Consider the following 23668-nt stretch of genomic DNA (forward strand, 5'->3'; position numbering starts at 1 on the left):
ATTACAATCAGTCTTTTTTGTATGTAAAAACAAATGAGGTCTTATGAATAAAGATATAAAATTAGTTGCTATTGACTTAGATGGGACACTTTTAGGATCTGATGAGAAGATAGTAGAAAAAAATATAGATGCAATAAAGAAAATAAAAGAGAAGGGCATCGAGGTTGTAATAGCTACCGGGAGATGTTTTAATGGTTTTTGGTGGGTCCGCCAAGAGCTTGGCCTAGAAGGTTTTGATGATTACTCAATTTGTAATACTGGAGCCTTTGTAAGATGCAATGCAACTAGCAAGGCCATTATAGAAAATCCCTTAGAAAAAGAAGATTACGAAAAAATCACCTCCTACCTGGGGGACTATGATTTGCAAGTAGGAATTTTTACCAAGGATGTTCTTTATAATAACGAAGAAGTAGTCAATGATGGATTTAAAAAAGACCAAGAAGTTATGAAACTTCCACGTTTAAAATTTAAAGATTTTGATGAGATCGAAGAAAAAGTAGCTCGCATCAATTTTATGGGGAATCAAGATGAGCTTGATAAGTTTTATGAAGAAAACAAAGAAGCTTTAGAAAAAGACTATATGACTATGAGAAATGAAACATATTCTCTAGAAGTTCTTAAAAAATCTTCTGGAAAAGCCAATAGTCTAAAAAAGCTTTGCGAATATTTAGATATAGATTTAACAAATGTTGCCTACTTTGGCGATGGAGCAAATGATATAGAGGCTATAAAACTTGCAGGACTTGGTATAGCTATGGGAAATGCAAAAGAAGAAACTAAAGAAGCTGCTGACTATGTAACATCAACTAACGATGAGGCAGGTCTAGCAGAATTTTTAGAAAAAATATTTGATTAGAGGTTTTAATGGATAAATTTGCAATCCTTTCATCAGGATCGTCAGGAAACTGCTTATTTATCGAATATAAGGGCAGTAAAATCTTGGTGGATGCAGGATTTTCAGCGCGAAAAATAGAAAATTTATTAAAAGAAATAGGTAAAGATGCCAACGAATTAGATGCCATTTTTCTAACCCATGAGCATGCTGACCACACAAAAGGGGCAGGAACTCTATCCCGCCGCTACAATATTCCTATATTTGCCAATGGAGGCACATGGAAGGGCATAGAAAAATGTGTTGGCAAGGTGAAAGATGAAAATATAAGAGTTTTTGATAGTGGCAAGTTTTTATCCTTTGGGTCAATGGATATTATGCCCATAAAAGTCCACCACGATGCCAATGAGCCGGTGGGTTTTGTTCTTTATTTAGGCAATCAAAAAATATCAATTTTGACCGATACAGGCATAGTTGATGAAAATATGGCCTATGAGATAAAGGGATCTGATGTTTATTATATGGAGGCCAACCACGATTTAGAAGCTCTAAAACGTGGACCATATCCATATCCTCTAAAACTTAGAGTAATGAGCAATATGGGACATTTATCAAATGACCAATCAGCAGAAGTTTTAGCAGATGCCTTAGAGGGTAAAAGAGAAAAAGTTTTTTTAGGTCACCTATCAGAAACAAATAATACACCAGAATTATCAAGGCTTACAGTAGATAATTATCTAACAAGTCTTGGTTTAGATACAAGAAAAGATATACTTTTAGAAGTGGCAGATAGGTATGTACCTTCTGGCATAGTAGAATTATAGAAAGTTAAATTATGGAACTAATAGATATTGAAAGATCAATTATAAAAAAATATAGAAAACAAATTTGGTCCCCCTTTATTAAAGCAATCAAAGAATTTGAATTGATAAATGATGGGGACAAGGTAGCAGTTGCAATCTCTGGGGGTAAGGATTCGCTATTACTTGCAAAAGTAATTGAAGAACTTCATAAGCATAGCAAGGTAAACTTTGATGTAGTATACATATCAATGGACCCAGGCTATGACCCTAGAAATCGTGAGCAATTAGAAAAAAACTTAGACTATTTAGGAATAGATGGGCAGATATTTGACACAGAAGTATTTAAAATAGCAGAAGAAGTTTCCAAAGGCGAATATCCTTGCTATATGTGCGCAAGAATGCGTAGGGGTAGCCTTTATGCCAAAGCCCAAGAGCTAGGATGCAATAAAATCGCCCTAGGTCATCATATGAATGATGTTATAGAAACTATAATGTTAAATGTCCTTTATGCAGGTAAGTTTAATACAATGAAACCAAAGCTTAAAGCACAAAATTTTGAAAATATGGAACTAATTCGTCCATTTTATTATGTAAAGGAAGAAGATATCATAAAATGGCGTGATCATGTAGAGCTATTTGCCCTAAATTGTGCATGCACAGTTACAAAATCACAAGAAGCTTATACAAGAAAAATGATAAAGCAAATGATAGCTCAAATGAAAGAAAACAATCCTGAAGTGGAGATGTCTATTTTAAGGTCTGGAGAAAATGTAAATTGTGATATGGTTGTAGGTTATCAACTCCATGGACAAAAACATTCGTTCTTGGAGGAATTTGATGATTGAGTTTTTAAAAGTTTTAATCCTCTCCATAGTAGAGGGTGTAACAGAATTTTTACCAGTATCATCCACTGGCCACCTTATTTTGGTAAATGAATTTGTAAAACTAGATCCGCCAGAATTTTCAAACGCCTTTAATGTAATTATTCAATTAGGTGCCATTATGGCAGTTGTAGTCTTATATTTTAAAAAGCTAAATCCTTGGGATCATGAAAAGACTTACAAATATTATCCAAAAAACTATGATAAATTAAATGGACAATCAAGATTTTACTATAGGTTAACCCACCCAGATGAAAGAACAATAGAGCTTTGGAAAAGAGTAATAGTTGGGGTAATCCCAGCAGGGGTTTTAGGTTTGCTATTTGATGATTATATAGATGAACATTTATTTAACCCAATGGTAGTTGCAACCATGCTACTTGTTTGGGGTGCTATAATTATTTTTGTTGAAAAAAGAAATAAAAATAAAAACAAAAACGGTTTTGTAAATGATAATATAATAAATGTTTCCTATAAAACTATAATTGCCATTGGATTTTTCCAAGCCCTTGCGATGATACCAGGAACATCTAGATCAGCTGCAACTATTATGGGAGCTATGATTTTAGGGCTTAGCCGTGAAGCTGCTGCAGAATTTTCTTTCTTTTTAGCGATTCCAACCATGCTTGGAGCAACTTTATTAAAAGTAGTTAAAAATGTTCATGGTTTTACGGGAAGCCAATGGTTATTGATTTTAGTCGGTATGGTTTTAAGCTTTATAGTAGCTTACATAGTTATTAAAAAATTTATGGAATACATCAGCAAGCACGATTTTATTCCATTTGGAATATATAGGATAATCTTATCTATCATAGTATTTTTATACTTTGGGATTATAAAATAAAAAAAGAGTCTAGATTTTCTAGACTCTTTTTTAAAGTGAAAAAGTAAATCTAACTAAAACGCCCGGATAAAGATTTTCAATATCCATTGTTCCATTGTGAAGCTCGCAAATTTGCTTAGAAATAAACAAGCCAAGACCATGAGTTTCAATATTTGAGATATCGGATTTAAATAATCTTTGTATTATTTCATCAGAGATATGACTATCTTGATTTATTACTTCAACTATAAAATTTTCTTCATTATTTTTAGTGTGTATTGCTACTTCACCTTTAGAATATTTTAAACTATTTTCTACAACATTAAAAAGCATCCTATAAAATAAATGTTCATCCATTTTTAATTTAATAGAAGTGCTTGTTAAATTTTCAAAGTTTAAATCTTTATTTTGATGTTCATTTAATTCATTAACTATTAATTTTCTTATAATAATTAAGGGATCTGTATCGACAAAGTAATCTTTATTTATAGTATCTAGTCTTTCTGTAAGGTTAAGATCTTCTATGATTTTACTTATACTTTGGATTTGATTATTCATTATCAAGATTTGCGCTTGATTTTGATTGGTTTTTATTTCTTCTAGCCCCCAACTTAATTTTGTAAGAGGTGTCCTTATATCATGGCTTATACCTCTTAACCAATTTGTTCTACTATTTTTAATTTTCATATATTTTTTATTAGCCTCATTTATAGTCTTTGAAATCTCTTTTAATTCTCCATTTTCATCTAATCTTGCATAATCATCTTTAAATAAGTTATTTATAGAATCTAGGAGAGGGTTTAAATTCTTATACAATTTCTTTATTTCGAAAATATAAAACAAATAAATTATAATCAAAAATATTAATACAGAAAATATGATTATATAAAAGTTATTTATAAAGACATCATAATTGTAATAGTTAAAGGGCAGTTTATCTAATGATTTCTTAGGATAAGCGAAAACTATTAGTCCATCACCAGCTACAAAAGTAAAGACAGGATAATCATCCAGGTAATATCTTGTAAATTGACCAACATCTGCAAGAGTAAATTTACTTTTTACTTCTGCTGGCTTATTAAAGCTTTCTACAACTTCTCCGTTCTCATTTAATCGTATAGCCCATATATTTTTGTTTTTTAAATATTTGCGGTTATTATCTGTTAGATAGGTATTATCTTTTTTGTTTTCTATTATATAATCATATATCAGATTTGGATTATTATATTGTTTAAATAGTTTGTAACTAGTATATAAAATAGCACTGATGGTTACAATAGTAACCAAAATAAAAGCTAGACACAATTTTATAAATTTTTTATATTCTTTTAATAAATAGTTTATCATAGCACGCCTTTAAGTTTGTAACCTAGACCTTTTATAGTCACTAGTATTTTAGGGTTGGATGGATCATCTTCTAATTTTTCTCTTAGTCTATAAATATGAGTAATAAGAGTATTCTCATATCCAAATGTGTCCTCCCAACACTGTTCTATAATTTGATCAATGGATACTATTTTATTTAAATTTTCAGACATATAATCTAGTATTTTAAATTGCTTAGCTGTAAGTGGTATTTCTGTAGTTTCTTTAATTAATATGGCTCTTTCTCTATCGAATATCACTCCGTTAAGATTAATTTTATCTTTATTATATTGTTTATAACTTCTTCTAAGTACTGCCCTTATTCGCCAAAGTAAGTCTTCTGGTAAGAATGGTTTTACGATATAATCATCTGCCTCTAGGTCAAAACCGGATTTCATATCATCCCTGCCATCAAGTGCAGAAAGCACTATCACTGGTATTTTAGAAGTTTTTCTAGTCTCGCTTAATAAATCAAAGCCACTACCATCAGGTAGCATTATGTCTAAAACTATTAGGTCCACTTTATTATTATCTAATTTAAATTTTGCTTCTTTTATATTTTTTGCTGTCAGTACATTGTGGAAGTTATTTTTTATTAAGAATTTGTACATACTTTTTAAAAGCTCTATTTCATCATCTACAATTAATAGACATACATCATCATATGAATTCATTATTTACCTCTTTTCCTATTAATTGTATCAAATAAAAGTTTAATTTGTTATTTTGTGATGTAAAAGTGAGGATAGTAAAATATTAGATTCATCTAAATATTCTATACTTATATCAGTAAAACAAAAGGAGCTTAAATGAAAAATATATTAGAGATTGAGAACTTAAAAAAATCTTATAATCAAGTTCTCGTTTTAGATGAAGTTAGTTTAGAAATTGAAAAAGGAACCATATATGGACTTATAGGAAAAAATGGTGCAGGAAAGTCTACCTTAATGAAGACAATTTTAGGATTAGTTAAGAAAGATTCTGGAGCTATATCATTATATGGCAAAAAAGTAAATGAAAAAAATCAAAAAGAAATAAACAAGAGCATTGGATCTTTAATTGAAAATCCTTCGTTTTATGACCATCTGACAGCCTATGAAAATTTAGAAATTATTTGCAAACTAAAAGACATAAGTACAAAGGATATAAATAGAATATTAGAATTAGTTAATTTGAGTAAGCACACAAATAAAAAAGTCAGAGAGTTTTCACTAGGAATGAAGCAAAGATTAGGAATTGCTATAGCCATTATAGGTAATCCTAAGCTATTAATTCTTGATGAGCCTATTAATGGACTAGATCCTTATGGTATAGAAGAGATGAGAAATTTATTTATGAATATAGTAAAAAATAGTGAAACAAGCATTTTAATATCTTCTCATATCCTTGATGAGATTGAAAAAATTTCTACTCATATAGGTATATTAAGAGATGGCAAACTAGTATACAATGGATCACTTGATGATTATAGGAAACTTCATCCACCAGTTATATCAATTGTAACTTCTGATAATATCCTTGCTGCTGAATTATTAGGTATGGATAAATCTAATATTATAAATGAGAAGTTGGTCCTTGGTAACAAGCCTAAGGAAGAAGTTTCTAGAATCATAAAATTTATAATAAATAACGTAAGCGTATATAGGGTGGAAGAAGAGAAAGAAAGCTTAGAAAAATTATTTATAAGTGAAACAAATTAAGGTATTGATATGAAGAATTTAGAAATAAAAAAGAATAAGGGTTTAGGCTTAAATTTTATGCTATTGATTGAATTTACAATTCATATGTTATTTATTTTAGTTGCAGTTTTAGGAAAAAGTTTTGGAAAAAGCTCTTATCCCTTATATATGATTTTAGATAATTATTTTATGACTTGCCTATTAATAAATCCTATTATTATCTCTACAATTGCAAAAAAGGTAATTGAGATGGAAGAAAAAAATAATATGTGGCAGCTACAGACCAGTCTTGGTGAGTATATTTCAAATATTTTGGTAAACAAAATTGCCATTTTAGCTATAAAAATTGGTACTTTACAAATTATTGAGTGGATAATCATTTTGCTTTTAGCAAACCGAAATCCAAATTTAATTCTTGGTACCAGTACAATCAAAAGATTAGTTATTTATTTTTTTAGTGAATATTCTATAAATTTATTTTTATTAAATTTATTTATGATAGTAGAAATGAAGAGTAATAAAGTGTATTTCTCTTTATTTTTCTCAATAATAGGAGCAATGACTGGTATTATTTGTATGCTAACTTCTAAAGTTTTATCACAGATAAATCCATTTGCTTGGTTTGTAAGTATGCTTAATATATCTTATACAAAACAAGGCGGTGAATTTATTCAAAGTGTTAATGATATTAATTACTTAACTTTTATAATTAGTTTAATATGTATAATAGTTGAATTTATGATTTTGAAAAATATTAATAGCTATTCGCTAAATAAGGATTTGTAAAGGAAGTAAATATGTTAAATATAGAAATGAAAAAATTAAAACTAAGAAGATTATTACTAACAATCCTTATTATTCCACTATTGGCAAATATATTTGGGGTAATAAATTATAAAGGTAATATTGAAGTTTTGACTAATGAGTGGCAAAGTTTGTGGACTCAGGTATCTTTATTTTACTTCATGTTCTTTCTAATACCTTTAATTGGGATAGTTGTATCAAGTTTATGGTCTGTGGAGCATAAGGCTGGATTAAAATTAATTAGAACAAGCCCTAAAAAAAATATAAATTTTGTTGTCATTAAGGCTTTTATTACCTTTGTAATTGTTGCTATAGCTCAGTTATACTTTCTAGGACTATTCATATTTTTTGGGAAAATTGCCTGTAATCTTCCAACAACAAATTTTAAACTCTATTTCTACTATGTAGGATTTAGTATAATTTTGTCCGTTCCTATAATTTTTATAATGTCAGCCCTAAGCGTAAAAATAAAATCACTATCTATAGTAGTTTTAATATCAGTGGGAATTTCAATCTTAGGATTTATGCTATGTGCTCAAAATATATTTCCCCTTTTGAACAATATAATTGCTATTAGTAATTTAGCTTTAAAAATGAATAATTTTAGTTATATGTATATAGATGAAGTATTTTATATATTGCTAGTAGGTATAATTGAAATTATAGTATTTTTAAAAATGTCTAGAAAATTTTTAAAATATGAAGGCTAAATCTAATTCATATATATTAAAACAATGCCTTAGTAAATAAAAAGTACCTCATTTCATCTTTCTGAAATGAGGTACTTTTAAGTCTTTTTACTTTAAGAAATTTATAAAAAATGTAATCACTATGGGGTTAAATAAATTAACTGCAATGGCTAAAACTATTGGAAAAATAAACATTGCCACATCTGCTGGACCTTCTTTTTCTATAATCGCTTCCATATTTGCAATAGCATTTGGTGTTTGACCAAGGCCTACTCCGCAGTGGCCTGCAACCATTACTGCTGCATCATAATTTCTTTCTAGTAGGTTAAAGGTCACAAGGGAAGTATAGATAGCAATAAATATTGCCTGAGCAACCATTATTACAAGCATTGGTAAGGCTAGATTTAGCATGGCACTTATATTTAGATTGATTAAAGCCAAGGATAAAAATAAATTTAGGGAAATATTTCCTAAAATATCAATGCTTTTTGTATTTATATCTTTTTTTGCTATATCTAATATATTGCGAGTTACAAGACCTCCAAATTGACAGCCTACATAGTAGGGAAAATTTAGAGAAGTAAGGGCTAGTAGGCGGTTAATAAAGGTTCCTAAAAATGATGCTAGGGCAATGATTACAATTGCCTCCATTAAAGTTTTTTGGTTGATAAGGTTTATATTTTTACCATCTTTATTTGCAATTTGTACGCCAGTTGACTTTAACTTATGAACTCTTATTAGCCTACTTGCAACAGGACCGCCTACAAGAGAACCTATTAGCATACCAAAAGTTGCTGCTGCTACTCCTATGGAAGTATTATTTAAAGCTCCATAGCCTTCCATAATTTTTCCAAAACTTACAGCAGAGCCTATGCCACCTGTCATGGATGTAGATCCCATAGCTACTCCATGGAGAGGATTAATCCCCATTGTTTTTGCAAGACCAACGGCTAATGCATTTTGCAAAGGTAAAAGCAAAATAATGGCAATGGCAAGTTTTATACCAAGCCAACCACTTTTTTTAAGGACCTTAAAACTACATGCAAGACCAATGCAAGTGAAAAATATATTCATGAAAAAATCTTGAATAACATCATCAAACTTAAAAAATCCTAAACCACTTTGATTTAAAATAAGATTTATAAGACTTATAATAAGCCCACCAATTACAGGTGAGGGGATAAAGAATTTTTGAAAAAACTTTACCCTGTTTTTTATAAAGACTCCTAGCATATAAGCAATGATTGCTACACCCAAGGATTCTAAAATATCTAACTGTATTTCCATAATTACCTCAATTCAAATTATTTACCTATCTATTATATAAGAAATATTGCTATAATCATAGATTTTTTATATAATACTGACAGAATAGAGGAAAAAATGAAGATAATATTTTTTATAGCAGGATTTGCAATTTTTTATGCAATGGTTGGTTACCCGATTACTCTTTTGATTTTAGAAAAAATCTTAAAGAGAAAAAATACCAAGGACTTATCCTATAAGCCCTTTGTTTCAGTAATCATATCAGCATATAACGAAGAAAAAGTAATAGAAAAAAAATTAGAAAACATAATAGCAACAAGCTACCCATCCTATGAGGTAATAGTTGCCAATGATGCATCTAGTGATAGGACTGTGCCGATTGTCGAAGATTTTATAAAAAACCATCCAGATAAAAACATTAGACTAAATACAGTTGAAAATCATCTGGGAAAAACTAATGCCCAGGATGAGGCAGTAGAGGTAGCAGAGGGAGAAATAATTGTATTTTCAGATGCTAACTCCATGTTTAAGACTGATGCCATAGATGAGCTAGTAAGCTTTTTTATAGATGATAATATAGAATATGTCTGCGGATCATTGATATATAGTAAAGATGATGATATAGCATCAGTTGTGGCAGAAAATTCTTACTGGGATGTTGAGCTTCTTATGAGAAAAATTGAATCGGAAATCTCAACTATAGCTGCTGGTAATGGTGCTATATATGCAGTAAGAAAAAAAGATTATAGGCATTATAATTTGGTATCAAGTCATGATTATGAGATGCCACTTGCAGCAGGACTAAATCACAAAAGAGCCCTTTATAATCCAGCTGCCATAGCAGTTGAAAAAGCTGGCGCAACAACCAAAGATGAATTTAAAAGAAAAGTTAGGATGCAAAGAAGAATCCTTACCAATCTTTTTACTAACCTTCGCCGCTTAAATATTTTTAACTATGGTTGGTTTAGCTTTTTTCACTTTAACCACAAGACCTTAAGATTTTTACAAGCCTTTAACCATATAGTCTTATTTATTACAAACCTAGCTCTTTTAAACCACGGTTTATTTTATAGGTTATTTTTCCTAGGCCAAGTTGCCTTTTTTACCCTAGCAGCTATAGGAAAACTTACTGAGTCAAAGGCAAAAGTATTTTATTTCCCAAGATACTACACTATGATGATGCTAGCTCAAATAAAGGGAGCTATCAATGAAGCGACTGGAAAAAGTAAGCCAACGTGGGAAAAGGCAGAGACAACTAGGATGTAAGATGAATATTGAAGTACTAATTTCAACAATGAATGAAAATTCCATTGATTGTTATAAGAGATTTAATTTAGAAACAGATGCCCTAATTATAAATCAAACTGACCACAATAACTATGAAGAAAAAATAGTAGCTGGCAATAAAATCAGGATGATTTCTACTGATACTAGGGGCTTAGGTGTTAGCCGTAACTTAGCTTTATTAAACTCAAAGGCTGATATATTAGTTTTTTGTGATGATGATGAAGTTTTCGAAAATGGCTATAAAGATAAGATTTTATCAAGCTTTGAAAAGCATCCAAATGTGGATTTTTTCGTATTTAAAACTATAATATATCAAGATGGCAAAGAAATAATTAAGGTAAAAGAAGAAAAAGATTTATCTATATATAACTCGCTAAGATACGGGTCAGTGCACTTTGCCTTTAAAAGAGAAGTCCAAAGAAGAGAAAATATTTGGATTTCTACTTATTTTGGGGCAGGCACACCAAATGGATCTGGTGAAGATAGTATATTTATAAGCGACTTTATAAGGTCTGGTAAAAAAGTGCGTACCAGCAACAAGCTTATTGCCAAAGTTTATAACGATGGGTCAACTTGGTTTGAAGGCTTTAATGAGAAATTTTTCTATGATAAGGGAAAATTATCCAAGGCCCTTTTCCCAAAAACCTATAGACTATATATAGAACAATTTTTAAGACGCCATAAGGAAATGACAAGAGAAATAGATTTAAAAACAGCCCGCAAACTTATGCTTGCTGGGGCGAAAGATTTTGGAGGAGAAAATGGAAAATAGAAAGTCATTATTTTCAGCAATACCACCTGCAATTATTGCTGGAATAATTATTGGGATGATTACTTATTTTGGCCTAAATTTTGGAGGCTATAAGGAATACCAAGCCCAATCAAAAGTAGTAACAACAAATATAGAAAACTTAGATGAAGCAAGTGGAACAGCTGCAACCTATGCTGCAACTATTAACAGCCCAAAAATCAAACAAAAAACTCTAGAGACTTTAGGAATAGATTGGAATGTTGGTAAACTTGACTCAAAACTAGAAATTAAACCAATCGAAAATACTTCTATAATAGATATTGTAGTTACAGATACTAACAAATTAAGAGCAGAGGACTTAGCTGACCAATATGCTGATTATACAGTAAGAGTTATCAATAATATTTATAATTCTGGTGCCAAGGTTATGGAATATTCCTACGGATCTGCGAGTGCTATTGATAATACATTAAGATATGCCCTAATTACAGGTGGACTTGGATTTATTCTTTGGACAATTATAAAAATGATTAGAATAAATTCCTACAATAACAAACTTGCAAGATCTTATGCAAACACAAAAGCAGAAAATGAAGTAGGAGAAGTAAGAGAAGTAAAAGAAAAACCAGCCCAAAAAATTAAAAAGTCAGCTAGCAAATCAGCTACAAAAAAAACTAGCAAGGTAGATAGTAATAGCATGGCCTTTGAAAGTGGATCTACAAAGGTAGTTAATAGCAAAGAAGTAAACAGACAAGCTGACCTAACTGAAACTTCATCAAGCAAATACGAAGTTTTAGGTAGAATTCCTTCTTATGATAAAGGAGACTTAGATGTTTAGAAAAAAAACAAATGAAAAAAGAGAAATTGCCCTTCAATCTTTTTATAACTTAGAAGATAGGCTAACAGAAAAATTAGGTACTAACCTAGTAACTGTTGCTTTTACTGCATCAAGTAATAATACAGATAAGACCCTCCATATTTTAAATATGGCTAAGCACCTAGCAGAAGATGGGGATAGAGTTTTAATTATCGATGCAAATCTTAGAGAATCTCATCTGCCAGCTGTTACAGGCAAAAGCAAAGAACGTGGTTTTGTAGATATAATCCTTGGAGACTATTCTATAGATGATGCCCTTATACATGATGATAGCTATGATGACTTATCCTACATTTTTGCAGGAGAAGTTGCTGACTATGCTGATAAATTTTTAGAACCAGAAGCTATTAAGGCCTTTTATAATGATGTGCGCGATAGATATGACTATGTATTTATAGACCTATCACCAAATATCGATATTCCAGAAGCAAATATGTTTGCAGGCAATGCCGATGCTGCAGTTGTTTTTTCAACCTATGATAAAAGCAACAACCCAGTTACTCGCGATAGCTTAAAACAACTTGAAAAAGCCAATGCAAATATTCTTGGAATAATCATCACAGATTATTTATATGCAGAAGAAGAACTTGATGAGCTATTTGGAGGAGAAGATGAATAAGAGAAAATTATTATTAGCCTTAACTCTAACTCTTGCTCTAACTGGTTGTAGTGATGATAATTATGTATCAAAAAGACATCCAGAAGGAGAAGTAAGGGAAGTAACAGAAGAAGATATGCAAGAGCAATCTGAAAATCCAGAAGAAACACAAACTGATAGTCAAGATACCGAAGATACTAGCAACGAAGAAAATCAACCAGAAGAAGCGGTAGATGATGGTATCAACTACACAGTAGAAAATACTGTAAATGTTAGGGTAGCCCCAAGTGAAACCTCAAATGTAATGACAACTGTGGAAGCGGGAGATGATATCTTAAAACTAGGAGAGTCTGATAACTGGACTAGAATAAGTATAGATGGTCAAACAGGCTATATTAGAAGCGACCTATTAGTTGCAAAATAAAATAAAGAAGACTCTAGGAAATTATTTCCTAGAGTTTTTTTGTGTTATAATAATAAAAATAGAGGGAGGATAGAATATGGAAGCTTCATTATTATTAAGCAATATGATATGGCCAGCTTTACTAACTATAGGAGTTATTAGTTTATTAGATTATATACTAGACCGCAAAAAAGCTAGTCGCAATTGTTCATTAGTATTTATGATCCTAGGTCTTGGAGCACTTGTTTATTTTATTATAAATAGAAGAGGATACATGTTCCTTCAAGTTTATTTATTTATGTTTTTACTTTCCATATCTTTAGTTATCCTTGCCCTAAAAAAGAGAATAGACGCCTTTACCATAATTGGTATTATTCTTATGGTTATCATGCTTATCTTACTTTTAAGATTTACTTTAATAGAATAAAAAAGCTAGGAAAAATCTCCTAGCTTTTTTAGTACTTATATTTATTTGTTAATTGGATTTTCAACTGCATCTATGATTAGTTGTAGATAGTGAGCTGTATCAACTAAAGTAGCTCCAGAAACTGCATCTATTGCTTCGCCTTCTTTGGCACCTTCAATAGTTTCTTTTATTTCATCAATAGTTTTGCCAGCTACGAAATTTTCTATAGCTTCAAAGTTTTCTACGATAGTTGTTGTAGATCCAGCTTTTTCTGCCATTAAGTCAGAATAAAGATCATTATTTTCAAGCTTACTTGCTAAAACTGTCTTGCTATCAGCATAGTCTTTTGCAAAGTCGCTTCCTTCACCTTGTTTTGTAATTCCTTCTTCAATGTATTGGTATTCATCAATACTTGCAGCAACTATTTTATCACCTTCTACAGCTACAACTGCATTAGCAAATGATTTTTCACCGTGTGGCGCGCCTAGTACATATCTTAATTCGATATCTTCAGGATTTTCCGCATTACCAGAGATTGCAAATGCATCATCTTTTGCTGCTTCTACTACGTATTTTAATAAGTTTGGTGTTGATTTAAATGTTGCACCACTTAAAGCATCGATGATTTGTTCATCATCGTTTTCATTTAAGAAGTCTTCAAGTTCTGCAATTGTTTTACCCTTTACAAAATCAGTTACTGCGTTGTAGTTATCCATTAGTGTAACTTCACCACCAGCTTCTTGCATAGCTTCAGAGTATAAATCTTTGTTAGCAACTTTAGAAGCTAGAACTCTACCTTCTTTAGCACCCTTACCAAATTCTGTATCAGAGTTTGGTACTGCTTGGTAGTTTTCATCTTTATCAAAGTATTGGTACTCATCGATAAAGGCACCTACAATTTTATCACCACTTGTAGCTACAACTACATTTGTAAATGATCTAGAAGCTTCATCTGGATAAGCTCTGTGTAAAACTACATTTCCTTCTTCAGCATTATCATCACTTGTTGCTGATTGCTCATCTTCTTTTTCTCCCTCATCAGATGATTCAGTAGTTTCTTCAGTTTTTTCTTCTTTAGTATCAGCTTCTGTATCTGTTTCTTCAGTTTCTGCTGTTTTATCAGCTGTATCAACAGTTTCCTCAGCCTTTTCTTCTACTACTGCTTCTTCTTTAGTGTCAGCTTCCTTAGTTGTATCGTTTGCACAACCTACAAAAGCTAATGATGTTGCAAGCATAAGTGTCGCAATATTAAACTTTTTATTCATATATTCTCCTCCATTAATTATATAAATATTATCGTTATTTAAATAACTTGTTTAGAATCATTATAATATATATGATAAATTTTGGCAAATTTAAAATTTTATCCTCAATTTATAATACATGGGTATAATCTTGGTATATAAAAATTTAAGGAGACTTTATGCAAGTTAATGTTGATAGAAAATTAGCCTTTAAAATAGCAGGTAAAGGTTTTACTATAAAAAATAGGGAAGATGTTAGTGAAATAAGATCAAGTTTTTTAAAAGAATATAAGAATATTTTAAAAGAACATGGGGCGGCTTATGGTCTTATGGAATATAATGCGCTAGAGCAAAATTATAATTACTTTATCGGTTTTGAGATAGCTGATAAAGATACTATAAATCAAAATGATTTTATAGTTTACGAAGTAGAAGAGTCTGATTACTTAGAAGTACCAGTTGAAAGTTTAGATGGCTTAAAAGAGGGCTACATCTATACTTATAAAGAGTATTTTCCAAACAAAAAATATTTCCATGGTCTAGGTCCAGATATAGAATTCTACCAATATGATCAAGATAATGATAGTATTGCTAGTGCAAAATTATTTATTTGCCTTAGAGAAAATCCTCACGCCTAAGTCTTAGAAAAGCTAAGATAGGGTATCAATAATATAAGTAAAAATATAAGACTAGATATTGCTTTATTGATAATTTAGGTCAAAATTTTAAATGTGAACTGAGGATCATATGAAAAAATTATTATTAATTGCTCTTATGGGCCTAAGTCTTAGCTCGTGTATGATGTTTCCTGATAAGTACTCAGATCAGGAAATAATTTATGGAGATAGCTTAGCGGAAACTCGTGAGATACCAAAATATAAACGCATCAACTCATCTTTTACTTACAATCCTGAGGATGATGAAGAAGAATGTGAAGAATGTCAAACTTTAAGATAAAATGGGTATATAACTAAAATAAAAGGAGATTATTATGGGAAAATTAAAAACAATTGCAAAATTAGCACAAATCAATAACAAACTTGGCTTACTAGATGCAGGTGATATTATAGGACTAGCAAGCACAGCTCACAAAGTAAGAAGCTTTAGTCCAACAGATCACTTACCAGATTTCGAACTAGACTTTTGGGAAAGAGAAGAAATAGAAAAAGCACAAAGAAGAAATGCTATCCTAGCTGCAGCTGCAATCGGTGCAGGTGCTTATCTACTAACTAAAAACCGTGATAAAATCGCAGATTTAGCTGGTGATGCTAGAAGTAAGGGTAGAGAAATTGCTAAAGATGCTCAAAAAAAAGGTGAAGAAGCTCTAGAAGTTGGTAAAGACCTTGCAGAAGAAGCATCTGATAAACTAGACAAAAATGGTAATACAATTGATGCAAAAGAAGTAAAACACAGTTTTTACGACAATTACTAAAATAAAAAATAACCCAAAGTTTTAAAACTTTGGGTTATTTTTTATATATTAGCTAAAAATCCTTTAATATCTTCTTCATTAGTTCTATAAGTTGTAACAAAACGTGCAATTTTTTTATTATCCATATCACCCATTAGCTCAAAGGCTGCAAAATCTTTAAATTTTTCGACTTCACTATCAGATAATTTTACAAAAACTTGGTTAGATTCGAAAGGATAGGCTAACTCATAGCTCTTAGTTAAAAATCCATTTGCTAAATTTTCAGCCATTTTATAGGCGTGGTCAGCACCAGCTGTATAACCATCTTCCTTTGAAAAAATTGTTTCAAACATTATTCCAGGTATAAATCCTTTTGCTAATAGATATCCCTTTTGCTTTTGTAAATTTATAAAGCTTTTCTTTAAATCATCATTTACTATTACAAGTGCTTCTCCAAACATCAAGCCATTTTTGGTACCACCTAAATAAAAAACATCGCATAGCTTGCAAAATTCAGATATATCATAATCACATTTTTCGCTAGCTAGGGCTGCTGCAAGTCTTGCCCCATCTATAAATAAGTAAAGGTTATTTTCCTTACAGAAATTATAAATATCTTCTAACTCTTTTTTAGTATAAACCTCTCCAAGTTCTGTAGTGTTTGATATATAAACTTTTTTAGGAACTGTAACTAATTCTGAGTTAAAGTTTGCTAACTTTTCTTCCAATAGCTTTCTTGTGAGTTTACCAGTTGGAGTTTTTATAGTTTCTATTTTTATACCGGTAGCTTCGATAGATCCTGCTTCATGGCCTTGTATGTGGCCACTTGTAGCAGCTATTACAGAATTTTCTTGTCTCATACCACAAGTAACTCCCAAGACATTTGCAGGAGTACCACCTGGCACAAAATGAATATCTACATTTTCGTTTTTTAAGGATTTTTTTATTAAATTTCTAGCGTTTTCACTATGGCTATCAAAACCATAGCCAATATTGTATTCGTCTTTAGCCTTTAAAATAGCTTCTAAAATTTCAGGTCTGCCTATATCGTTATAATCATTTAAGAAAAAATACATATTAGTCTCCTTTCGCTGTATTTAAGAGTGACTTATCAATGGCTTCATTTAGTAACTTTAAGTAAGCTTCATAGGCCTTAGTTTGTCCGTAAAAATGAACTCCGTCGGTACCTTCATAAAAGCTTGGATTTTTTATAGCATAGTCTTCCCACTCCATAAGGGTTACAAATTCATATTTTTTGGCTATTTCTTGCATAGCTTGACTTACTGGATGAGGCTGTGGATATCTGTTGTCATAGCATGTCACAAGTATAAGCCTTTTACCTTCTGGAAAATCATTTATAATTTTTTTAAGACTTGACATCGGAGATTTTTCTGCATTTGTCCCTAGGGCAAGGATTACAATATCACCTAGGTTGCCAGTATTTTCCATCTCAGCTATAATTTTTGCCCCATCTTCTAGCGGTCTGCTGCCTTCGGCGTTAATATATAAATTGGAAATATTATTTGCTAAATATTCACGAGGCCCCAGCATTACGCTATCTCCGATTAGAGTTAGAGAAGTTTCTTCTTTAGCTTCTTTTACAAATTCACTATTATTTTTATTTATAAAATTATCCAGTTCTTTTTTGTCGAGTTTTATCTTTTCTAAATCTTGATTTACTGATTCTTTTAAGATTTGCTTTTCTAAACTCATCATGGCACCAGCATTATCTCCTATAGCATAACTTAGAGAAAAGCTTGTGATAATCATAAAAATAAGGCTGGCTTGGAAAAGAATACCGTATTTTTTGTAGTTTATTTCATATTTTTTATCCATGTATTTAAGAGGAATTAAGTTTTTACCTTTAAAAATAGGTTCAAAAACATGGTGGTTAAATAAAACTAAAATTATGGTAACTAAAATTGCTATTATAAGTCCCTTGCTAGTTTTATTAAAATTGCTTACCAAAACCCACACTGGCCAATGGAAGATATAAAAACCGTAGGAATATTCAGCAAGCCTACTAACAAATTTATTTTCCATAAGATTTGGATTGGCAAAACCTACTAAAATTAAAAATCCTGTTATAAGATCTGTAAGTAAAAATCCTAAAATATAGGTGATTTTGCTATCATAAGTCATGGTAAGAGCCATTAAAAATATAAGACCAATGCCCACCAAAGTTGGTTTATTATAAGGAATTTTCTTAAAGGAAAATCTTTTTACAAAACTTGCTAAAAAGCTACCTAGCATAAAAGAAGCCATACGTGTGAGGTCAAAAAAGTAGACAATACCTGTATCAACTTTTTTAATAAGGGTTAAAATGAACATTAAAACAAAACCTATAATAGCTAAGTAAAAGGTGATTTGTAAAAATAAATCGGAAAATCTGCGTTTTATAGCGCGTTTTTGCCTAGCCTTTTTATATAAAAAACCCATAACCCATGGCCATATTAGATAGAAATGAATTTCTAAGGCTAGCGACCAGGTATGCATAAAAATCCCCCTGATAAATTGACCTTCATAGGATCCGCCTCGTAAAATTTCATAGAAATTATAATTAAAGGTAAAGGCTGCTAAAAATTGGTCAAAAAACCCTACACTGTAATCATCATTTATGCTAGGAACAAATAAGGTAGATAAAAACATCATTAAAAGAAGGGCTGGAAATATCCTAACAAAACGTTTGGTATAAAATTTTTTGTAATCAATATTTCCAGTTTCAAATAATTCATCAATTAAGTGGTAGCTGATTAAAAAACCTGAGATGACAAATAGGATGCTAACCCCGAGGAATCCGCCAGGCAGAGCAGCAGGGAAGTAATGGTAGCATAAAACTAAAATCATCGCATACACTCTTAGAAAATCTAAACCCTTAATTTTCATTTTTTTCTACCTCATTAAAACCATCACTAGTTTTTTCATAAACTTTGTCATTTTTCAGTTTTATTTTTATATCACTATTACCAGATTTATGGTTAAAGTTTGCCACATAGGTGTAATCATCATTTATAAAGCCACCCGACCCATCAAATCTTGAGTTTTTAAAAGAACCCTTATAAATACCATCAGGACTTGTTAATATACCCTCACCCTCTAATTTATTTTCCCTAACAGTACCGGTGTAGTAGGTATTATCATCAATTTTATAGTCTTTGACATCCTTACTAGGCCCCTTACTTACAAAGTAAAGTAGGGATATAGCCATCAAACCAACAAGACTTAAACCCATATAAGAAATAAATTTTTTATTTTCCATAATATCCTCTCAATATATTCTGTTTATATTATATCAAAAACTTAAAATTTGTAGATAGCTTGCCTATAATATAACTTTTAAATATTAGCTAATAATTTTGTAAAATATTGGGATTATAAAAAATATTTTGAAAATTTTGCGTATTCTAAATTATAAATATGAGTAAAGTAAGTTTATTTGTTGATATATACAAGTTTTCGTGTATTAGTATTATTACAAATTTTTATAATATGATATTGATTATCATTACTTTATGTGTTATACTTTAATCACATTAAAAGACCATCGGTTTTGTAGAAATATTTTAATAAAATATAAAAACTGTTGTTTTAAGAAATTAAGTAGCTATAGTCTACTTACATATACGCAATTAGTTGTCACGGAGGAAATTATGAAATCTTTAAAAGAAGCGCAAGTTGGCGAAAATCTAAAGATAGTAAAAATCAATGGGCAAGGTCCCATAAAAAGAAGAATAATGGATATGGGTATTACCAAAGGAACGGATGTTTTTGTAAGAAAAGTAGCTCCTTTAGGAGATCCTATCCAAATAAGCCTAAGAGGTTTTGAACTAACTATTAGAAGACATGATGCACAAAATATCTTAGTGGAGGAAGTATGAGTTTTAAAGTAGCCCTAGCGGGCAATCCCAATAGTGGTAAAACTACACTTTTTAATGCTCTGACAGGATCTAATCAAAGAGTAGGTAACTGGCCTGGAGTAACTGTTGATAAGAAGGAAGGAAATCTAAAAGGTCACCAGGATATAATTCTCCAAGACCTACCTGGTATTTATTCCCTATCACCATATACCCTAGAAGAAAAGGTTGCTAGAACCTATCTAGTAGATGAAAAACCAGACTTATTAGTAAACCTAGTTGATGGATCAAACCTAATAAGAAATCTATACTTAACCAGCCAGTTTATAGAGCTAGGTATTCCTACAATCCTTGCACTAAATATGGTAGATATAGTAAGGGATAGGGGAGATGATATTGATAAAGATGCCCTAAGTGAGCTAGTAGGGTGTCCTGTAGTAGAGATAGTAGCAAGCAAGGAAGAAGGGATAGATGAATTAATCAATGAGATTAACCATGCTAAGGATAATATTTATTATCCAATACCCCTAGAATATTCTTATGATTTAGAAAATAAGCTTGCTGATATTAGAAATATAATAGACCCTTATGTAGAAAAGGACCTTAGAAGATTTTATACTATAAAGACCTTTGAAGATGATAGGGCCATGATAGATAGGATTGGCCTATCCAAAGAAGATGAGGAAGAGATAGATAAAATTCGCGAGGCTTGCGAGAAATTCTTTGATGATGATGCTGAGTCAATCATTACAAATGAACGTTATGAAAGACTTGATGCTCTAGAAGATAGGGTTTTAAAAAAGGGTGGACCAAAAATATCTACCACAGAAAAAATAGACAATATAGTTACATCAAGGCTATGGGGACTTCCTATTTTTGCCCTAGTGATGTTTTTAGTTTATTCCCTATCAGTATTTAAGTATTCACCTGGAACCCTTGGTACTGACGCTGTAAATGGATTTTTTGGAGATACTCTAGTACCAGCGTCTGCAAGCTTTTTAGAAGCAATAAATATAAATGAAATGCTAATCGGTCTTGTGACTGATGGTATGATAGCAGGTGTTGGGGCGGTATTAGGATTCTTACCACAAATGATGGTATTATTTGCCCTACTTTCAATCCTTGAAGATGTTGGATATATGTCTAGGGTTGCCTTTATTATGGATAGGCTCTTCCGTAGATTTGGCCTATCAGGTAAGTCCTTTATACCAGCAATGATTTCAACAGGATGTGCAGTACCAGGGATCCAAGCATCCCGTACCATAGAAAATGACAGGGATAGAAGGATTACTATAATGACTACATCCTTTATGCCATGCTCAGCTAAACTTCCGGTAATAGCCCTTATAGCTGGGGCATTTTTCCCAAAAAACAGGGCCCTAATTACCTTTAGTTTTTACTTTATTGGTATAGCAGCTATCATAACAAGCGGGGTCATCTTAAAGAAATTTAAGACACTCCAATCAGATCCATCTCCATTTATTATGGAACTACCTCCATACCATGCCCCAAGAGGCAAGTCTGTGCTTACAGATGTATGGAATAAGACAAAATCATATGTAAGACGTGCAGGAACAGTTATCTTACTATCTGCAGTTCTAATATGGTTTTTAATGAACTTTGACTTTAGTTTAAACCTAGTAGCAGAAGATTCACAAGACTCAATCCTAGCAGTACTTGGTTCCCTTCTTGCCTTTATCTTTAAGCCACTTGGTTTTGGTACATGGAAAGCAGTTGTTGCTACCATATCAGGCTTTATTGCAAAGGAAAACATAGTATCAACTATGGGAGTATTACTAGAACTTGGAGCAGAAGTTACAGAAGAAAGTGGAGCACTGCTTACTGCCTTTGGTGGAGCTATAGGAAGCCCTATAGCAGGATATTCCTTCCTATTATTTAATATGCTATGTATGCCATGTTTTGCAGCAGTTGGTGCTATCAAGACAGAAATGGGAGATAACAAGTGGACAGCCCTTACAGTAGCATATCAAATGGGATTTGCATGGGTAATAAGCTTTATATTTTATCAATTTGCCAATTATATTGCTTATGGGGAACTTACAACAGCAACATTAATAGCAGGAATTTGTTTTATAGGTCTTTTATACCTAATATTTAGACCATCTCACCAAATTAAAGAAAATAAGTCATATAGGACTGAACTTGCATAAGGAGCATTATATGAATATACAATCATGGATACTTTTAATCCTAATCATCCTACTTTGCTCATACATTGTTTATAATAGATTTATAAAAGATGATGCAGTAGGTGGATGTAAGGATTGCCCAGGTCATAATCCTAAAAAGGGATTTAATAAAAATAAAATATAAGAGTTTCTAGAAAATATATGAAAGCTCGTATAAATTATTACGGGCTTTCAAAAAATTTTAATTAATTTATGATATTGATTATCACTATTGTATAGTTTGATAATAAAAAAAGAAAAGGAGAAATAATATGTCAAAAGTAGCAGTAATTTATTGGTCAGGAACAGGTAACACAGAAGAAATGGCAAATGCTATAGTAGATAGACTAAAAGAAAAAGAAATTGATATAGATATATATCAAGCAAGTGGATTTGATGCTTCAAAGCTAGCTGATTACGATGGATTTGCCTTTGGTTGCCCAGCTATGGGAGATGAATCATTAGAAGATGGTGAATTTGAACCTATGTTTGAATCGGTAGAAAGCAAATTAGATAGTAAGCCAGTAGTAATATTTGGTTCATATGAATGGAATGATGGACAATGGATGCTAAACTGGCAAGAAAGATGCAAAAAGCATAATATTAATTTGGCAGCAGACGGTCTTGCTGTATACGATAGTCCAACAGATGGGGATATCAAATCTTGTCATGATTTAGCAGATGAGCTAATCAAACACTTATAAAGATGGGATACGAGTTATTATCCCTTTATTGTAGCCAAGTTTTAGCAAATATCAAACCATCAAACTTATTTACTGTATCTAATATAGTTTATGATGTGGATAAGCTTATTGAAACTTGGAATGATGATTTTAATAAGTACGGAATCTATTTTCATATTATAGCAAAAAGAGAGAGAACATCTTCAATTTTATGTTTTAGAAAAGATTTATTGCAAAAATCTCTTAGTTATGAAAAGACAAAGTGTTTTTTAAAAACTTGTGGTTATGATATAAGTAATATCGATTCTTGTACTAGCTGCTTAAAAAAGAGATTTTTAGAAGATGAATTTCCACATGAAATAGGCTTGATTCTCGGTTATCCCTATGATGATGTAAAGGGATTTATTGAAAATAAAGGAAGAAATTACCTTTATAGTGGTTATTGGAAAGTTTATAAAGGTAAGGAAGATAAGTGTAAATTATTTAACTTATATGATAAGATTCGACGTATCTATATAGAGGCTAATGGAAATAAGTATAAACTTATGAAATTAGTAGAAATAGATACTTCATAAGTAAATCTATTTTAACAATTATTCTAAAGTCTATCAAGTTCATGCAAGATCTCCTAAAAAAAATATAGACTTGGTAGATAAATGCGTAAACATACCGAAGTAATTTTATAATTACTCAAAAAAAGCAACCAAACCTGGCAAATCTAGGATGGTTGCTTTTTAATTTAATATTACTTGCATAATACCTAGCTTTGACTATAATGATATAGATAGGTAGCGCACAGAAAGTTTATGTATATTTAACTACA

General features: G+C 31.2%; 28 protein-coding genes. 21 read left to right on the plus strand and 7 right to left on the minus strand.

The window, feature by feature from the left end; genetic code table 11:
• Positions 1–43 precede the first annotated feature (43 nt).
• From ACCQ40_RS07450 to ACCQ40_RS07465, 4 genes are read left to right on the plus strand one after another with little or no spacing between them, the layout of a single operon-like run.
• Complete coding sequence (locus ACCQ40_RS07450) at positions 44–856, plus strand: Cof-type HAD-IIB family hydrolase (protein ID WP_410033229.1); 813 nt, start codon at positions 44–46, stop codon at positions 854–856.
• An 8-nt stretch (positions 857–864) separates the two neighbouring features.
• Positions 865–1656 carry an MBL fold metallo-hydrolase gene (locus tag ACCQ40_RS07455; RefSeq protein WP_394011076.1) on the plus strand — a complete coding sequence of 264 codons (792 nt, stop codon included), beginning with the start codon at positions 865–867 and terminating at the stop codon, positions 1654–1656.
• Between the two features lie 11 nt (positions 1657–1667).
• Positions 1668–2480 (plus strand): tRNA 2-thiocytidine biosynthesis TtcA family protein, encoded by an 813-nt coding sequence (locus ACCQ40_RS07460; RefSeq protein WP_410033230.1) that lies wholly within the window; start codon positions 1668–1670, stop codon positions 2478–2480.
• Complete coding sequence (locus tag ACCQ40_RS07465) at positions 2473–3360, plus strand: undecaprenyl-diphosphate phosphatase (protein WP_410033231.1); 888 nt, start codon at positions 2473–2475, stop codon at positions 3358–3360. Before ACCQ40_RS07460 ends, ACCQ40_RS07465 begins: the two co-directional genes overlap by 8 nt.
• Before the next feature lie 30 nt (positions 3361–3390).
• Here ACCQ40_RS07465 and ACCQ40_RS07470 read toward each other — a convergent pair whose 3' ends face one another.
• Together ACCQ40_RS07470 and ACCQ40_RS07475 are read right to left on the minus strand one after the other, a co-directional pair.
• Positions 3391–4686, minus strand: coding sequence for a HAMP domain-containing sensor histidine kinase (locus tag ACCQ40_RS07470; protein WP_410033232.1), 1296 nt, complete (start codon positions 4684–4686; stop codon positions 3391–3393).
• Positions 4683–5378: a response regulator transcription factor gene (locus tag ACCQ40_RS07475; protein ID WP_410033233.1), complete on the minus strand. Its 696-nt coding sequence runs from the start codon at positions 5376–5378 to the stop codon at positions 4683–4685. Before ACCQ40_RS07475 ends, ACCQ40_RS07470 begins: the two co-directional genes overlap by 4 nt.
• A gap of 135 nt (positions 5379–5513) precedes the next feature.
• Here ACCQ40_RS07475 and ACCQ40_RS07480 point away from each other — a divergent pair, with 135 nt between their 5' ends.
• The 3 genes from ACCQ40_RS07480 to ACCQ40_RS07490 are packed head-to-tail and all read left to right on the plus strand — an operon-like array spanning position 5514 to position 7897.
• Positions 5514–6404: an ABC transporter ATP-binding protein gene (locus ACCQ40_RS07480; protein ID WP_410033234.1), complete on the plus strand. Its 891-nt coding sequence runs from the start codon at positions 5514–5516 to the stop codon at positions 6402–6404.
• A 9-nt stretch (positions 6405–6413) separates the two neighbouring features.
• On the plus strand, positions 6414–7169 hold the full coding sequence (locus ACCQ40_RS07485; RefSeq protein WP_410033235.1) for a hypothetical protein: 756 nt from the start codon (positions 6414–6416) through the stop codon (positions 7167–7169).
• A gap of 11 nt (positions 7170–7180) precedes the next feature.
• The gene (locus tag ACCQ40_RS07490) at positions 7181–7897 is read left to right on the plus strand and encodes an ABC transporter permease (protein ID WP_410024542.1); all 717 of its coding nucleotides are present in this window, start codon (positions 7181–7183) and stop codon (positions 7895–7897) included.
• A gap of 87 nt (positions 7898–7984) precedes the next feature.
• On the opposite strand, the gene ACCQ40_RS07495 is transcribed toward ACCQ40_RS07490, so the two are convergent.
• Positions 7985–9163: a sodium/glutamate symporter gene (locus ACCQ40_RS07495; RefSeq protein WP_410033236.1), complete on the minus strand. Its 1179-nt coding sequence runs from the start codon at positions 9161–9163 to the stop codon at positions 7985–7987.
• Between the two features lie 96 nt (positions 9164–9259).
• Here ACCQ40_RS07495 and ACCQ40_RS07500 point away from each other — a divergent pair, with 96 nt between their 5' ends.
• The 6 genes from ACCQ40_RS07500 (at position 9260) to ACCQ40_RS07525 (ending at position 13485) form a co-directional block, all read left to right on the plus strand.
• Positions 9260–10408: a glycosyltransferase gene (locus ACCQ40_RS07500; RefSeq protein WP_410033237.1), complete on the plus strand. Its 1149-nt coding sequence runs from the start codon at positions 9260–9262 to the stop codon at positions 10406–10408.
• Position 10409: 1 nt separating this feature from the next.
• Entirely contained in the window at positions 10410–11201 is a 792-nt protein-coding gene (locus ACCQ40_RS07505; RefSeq protein WP_410033238.1) for a glycosyltransferase family A protein, read from the plus strand.
• A complete protein-coding gene (locus tag ACCQ40_RS07510) occupies positions 11191–12018 on the plus strand; it encodes a YveK family protein (RefSeq protein WP_410033239.1) in 828 nt (275 codons plus the stop codon). The genes ACCQ40_RS07505 and ACCQ40_RS07510 overlap by 11 nt, the downstream gene beginning before the upstream one ends.
• Complete coding sequence (locus ACCQ40_RS07515; protein WP_410033240.1) at positions 12011–12676, plus strand: CpsD/CapB family tyrosine-protein kinase; 666 nt, start codon at positions 12011–12013, stop codon at positions 12674–12676. Before ACCQ40_RS07510 ends, ACCQ40_RS07515 begins: the two co-directional genes overlap by 8 nt.
• Complete coding sequence (locus ACCQ40_RS07520; protein WP_394018960.1) at positions 12669–13079, plus strand: SH3 domain-containing protein; 411 nt, start codon at positions 12669–12671, stop codon at positions 13077–13079. The genes ACCQ40_RS07515 and ACCQ40_RS07520 overlap by 8 nt, the downstream gene beginning before the upstream one ends.
• Positions 13080–13155: 76 nt before the next feature.
• Positions 13156–13485 carry a hypothetical protein gene (locus tag ACCQ40_RS07525; RefSeq protein ID WP_394018958.1) on the plus strand — a complete coding sequence of 110 codons (330 nt, stop codon included), beginning with the start codon at positions 13156–13158 and terminating at the stop codon, positions 13483–13485.
• Positions 13486–13526: 41 nt separating this feature from the next.
• On the opposite strand, the gene ACCQ40_RS07530 is transcribed toward ACCQ40_RS07525, so the two are convergent.
• A complete protein-coding gene (locus ACCQ40_RS07530) occupies positions 13527–14729 on the minus strand; it encodes a peptidoglycan-binding protein (RefSeq protein WP_410033241.1) in 1203 nt (400 codons plus the stop codon).
• A 158-nt stretch (positions 14730–14887) separates the two neighbouring features.
• On the opposite strand from ACCQ40_RS07530, the gene ACCQ40_RS07535 reads away from it, so the two are divergent.
• The 3 genes from ACCQ40_RS07535 (at position 14888) to ACCQ40_RS07545 (ending at position 16140) form a co-directional block, all read left to right on the plus strand.
• A complete protein-coding gene (locus ACCQ40_RS07535) occupies positions 14888–15346 on the plus strand; it encodes a GyrI-like domain-containing protein (RefSeq protein ID WP_410033242.1) in 459 nt (152 codons plus the stop codon).
• A gap of 109 nt (positions 15347–15455) precedes the next feature.
• Positions 15456–15665, plus strand: coding sequence for a hypothetical protein (locus tag ACCQ40_RS07540; RefSeq protein ID WP_410033243.1), 210 nt, complete (start codon positions 15456–15458; stop codon positions 15663–15665).
• A 34-nt stretch (positions 15666–15699) separates the two neighbouring features.
• On the plus strand, positions 15700–16140 hold the full coding sequence (locus tag ACCQ40_RS07545; protein ID WP_410033244.1) for a hypothetical protein: 441 nt from the start codon (positions 15700–15702) through the stop codon (positions 16138–16140).
• Positions 16141–16181: 41 nt separating this feature from the next.
• Here the strand turns inward: ACCQ40_RS07545 and ACCQ40_RS07550 are convergent, their stop codons facing one another.
• The 3 genes from ACCQ40_RS07550 to ACCQ40_RS07560 are packed head-to-tail and all read right to left on the minus strand — an operon-like array spanning position 16182 to position 19378.
• Complete coding sequence (locus ACCQ40_RS07550) at positions 16182–17195, minus strand: threonine aldolase family protein (RefSeq protein WP_410033245.1); 1014 nt, start codon at positions 17193–17195, stop codon at positions 16182–16184.
• 1 nt (position 17196) lies between these two features.
• Positions 17197–19005, minus strand: coding sequence for an acyltransferase family protein (locus ACCQ40_RS07555; RefSeq protein ID WP_410033246.1), 1809 nt, complete (start codon positions 19003–19005; stop codon positions 17197–17199).
• Positions 18995–19378 (minus strand): hypothetical protein, encoded by a 384-nt coding sequence (locus tag ACCQ40_RS07560; RefSeq protein WP_410033247.1) that lies wholly within the window; start codon positions 19376–19378, stop codon positions 18995–18997. Before ACCQ40_RS07560 ends, ACCQ40_RS07555 begins: the two co-directional genes overlap by 11 nt.
• A 391-nt stretch (positions 19379–19769) precedes the next feature.
• Here ACCQ40_RS07560 and ACCQ40_RS07565 point away from each other — a divergent pair, with 391 nt between their 5' ends.
• From ACCQ40_RS07565 to ACCQ40_RS07585, 5 genes are all read left to right on the plus strand, one after another.
• Positions 19770–19997, plus strand: coding sequence for a FeoA family protein (locus ACCQ40_RS07565; RefSeq protein ID WP_394011104.1), 228 nt, complete (start codon positions 19770–19772; stop codon positions 19995–19997).
• Complete coding sequence (gene feoB / locus ACCQ40_RS07570) at positions 19994–22144, plus strand: ferrous iron transport protein B (protein WP_410033248.1); 2151 nt, start codon at positions 19994–19996, stop codon at positions 22142–22144. The genes ACCQ40_RS07565 and feoB overlap by 4 nt, the downstream gene beginning before the upstream one ends.
• A gap of 10 nt (positions 22145–22154) precedes the next feature.
• Positions 22155–22307, plus strand: a complete 153-nt coding sequence (locus tag ACCQ40_RS07575) for a FeoB-associated Cys-rich membrane protein (protein ID WP_394011106.1) — start codon at positions 22155–22157, stop codon at positions 22305–22307.
• A gap of 127 nt (positions 22308–22434) precedes the next feature.
• Complete coding sequence (locus tag ACCQ40_RS07580; protein ID WP_410033249.1) at positions 22435–22866, plus strand: flavodoxin; 432 nt, start codon at positions 22435–22437, stop codon at positions 22864–22866.
• 2 nt (positions 22867–22868) lie between these two features.
• Positions 22869–23420, plus strand: coding sequence for a DUF3793 family protein (locus ACCQ40_RS07585; RefSeq protein WP_410033250.1), 552 nt, complete (start codon positions 22869–22871; stop codon positions 23418–23420).
• Positions 23421–23668: the final 248 nt, after the last annotated feature.

The organism is Anaerococcus cruorum (genome assembly GCF_046365495.1).
Lineage (GTDB): Bacteria > Bacillota > Clostridia > Tissierellales > Peptoniphilaceae > Anaerococcus > Anaerococcus cruorum.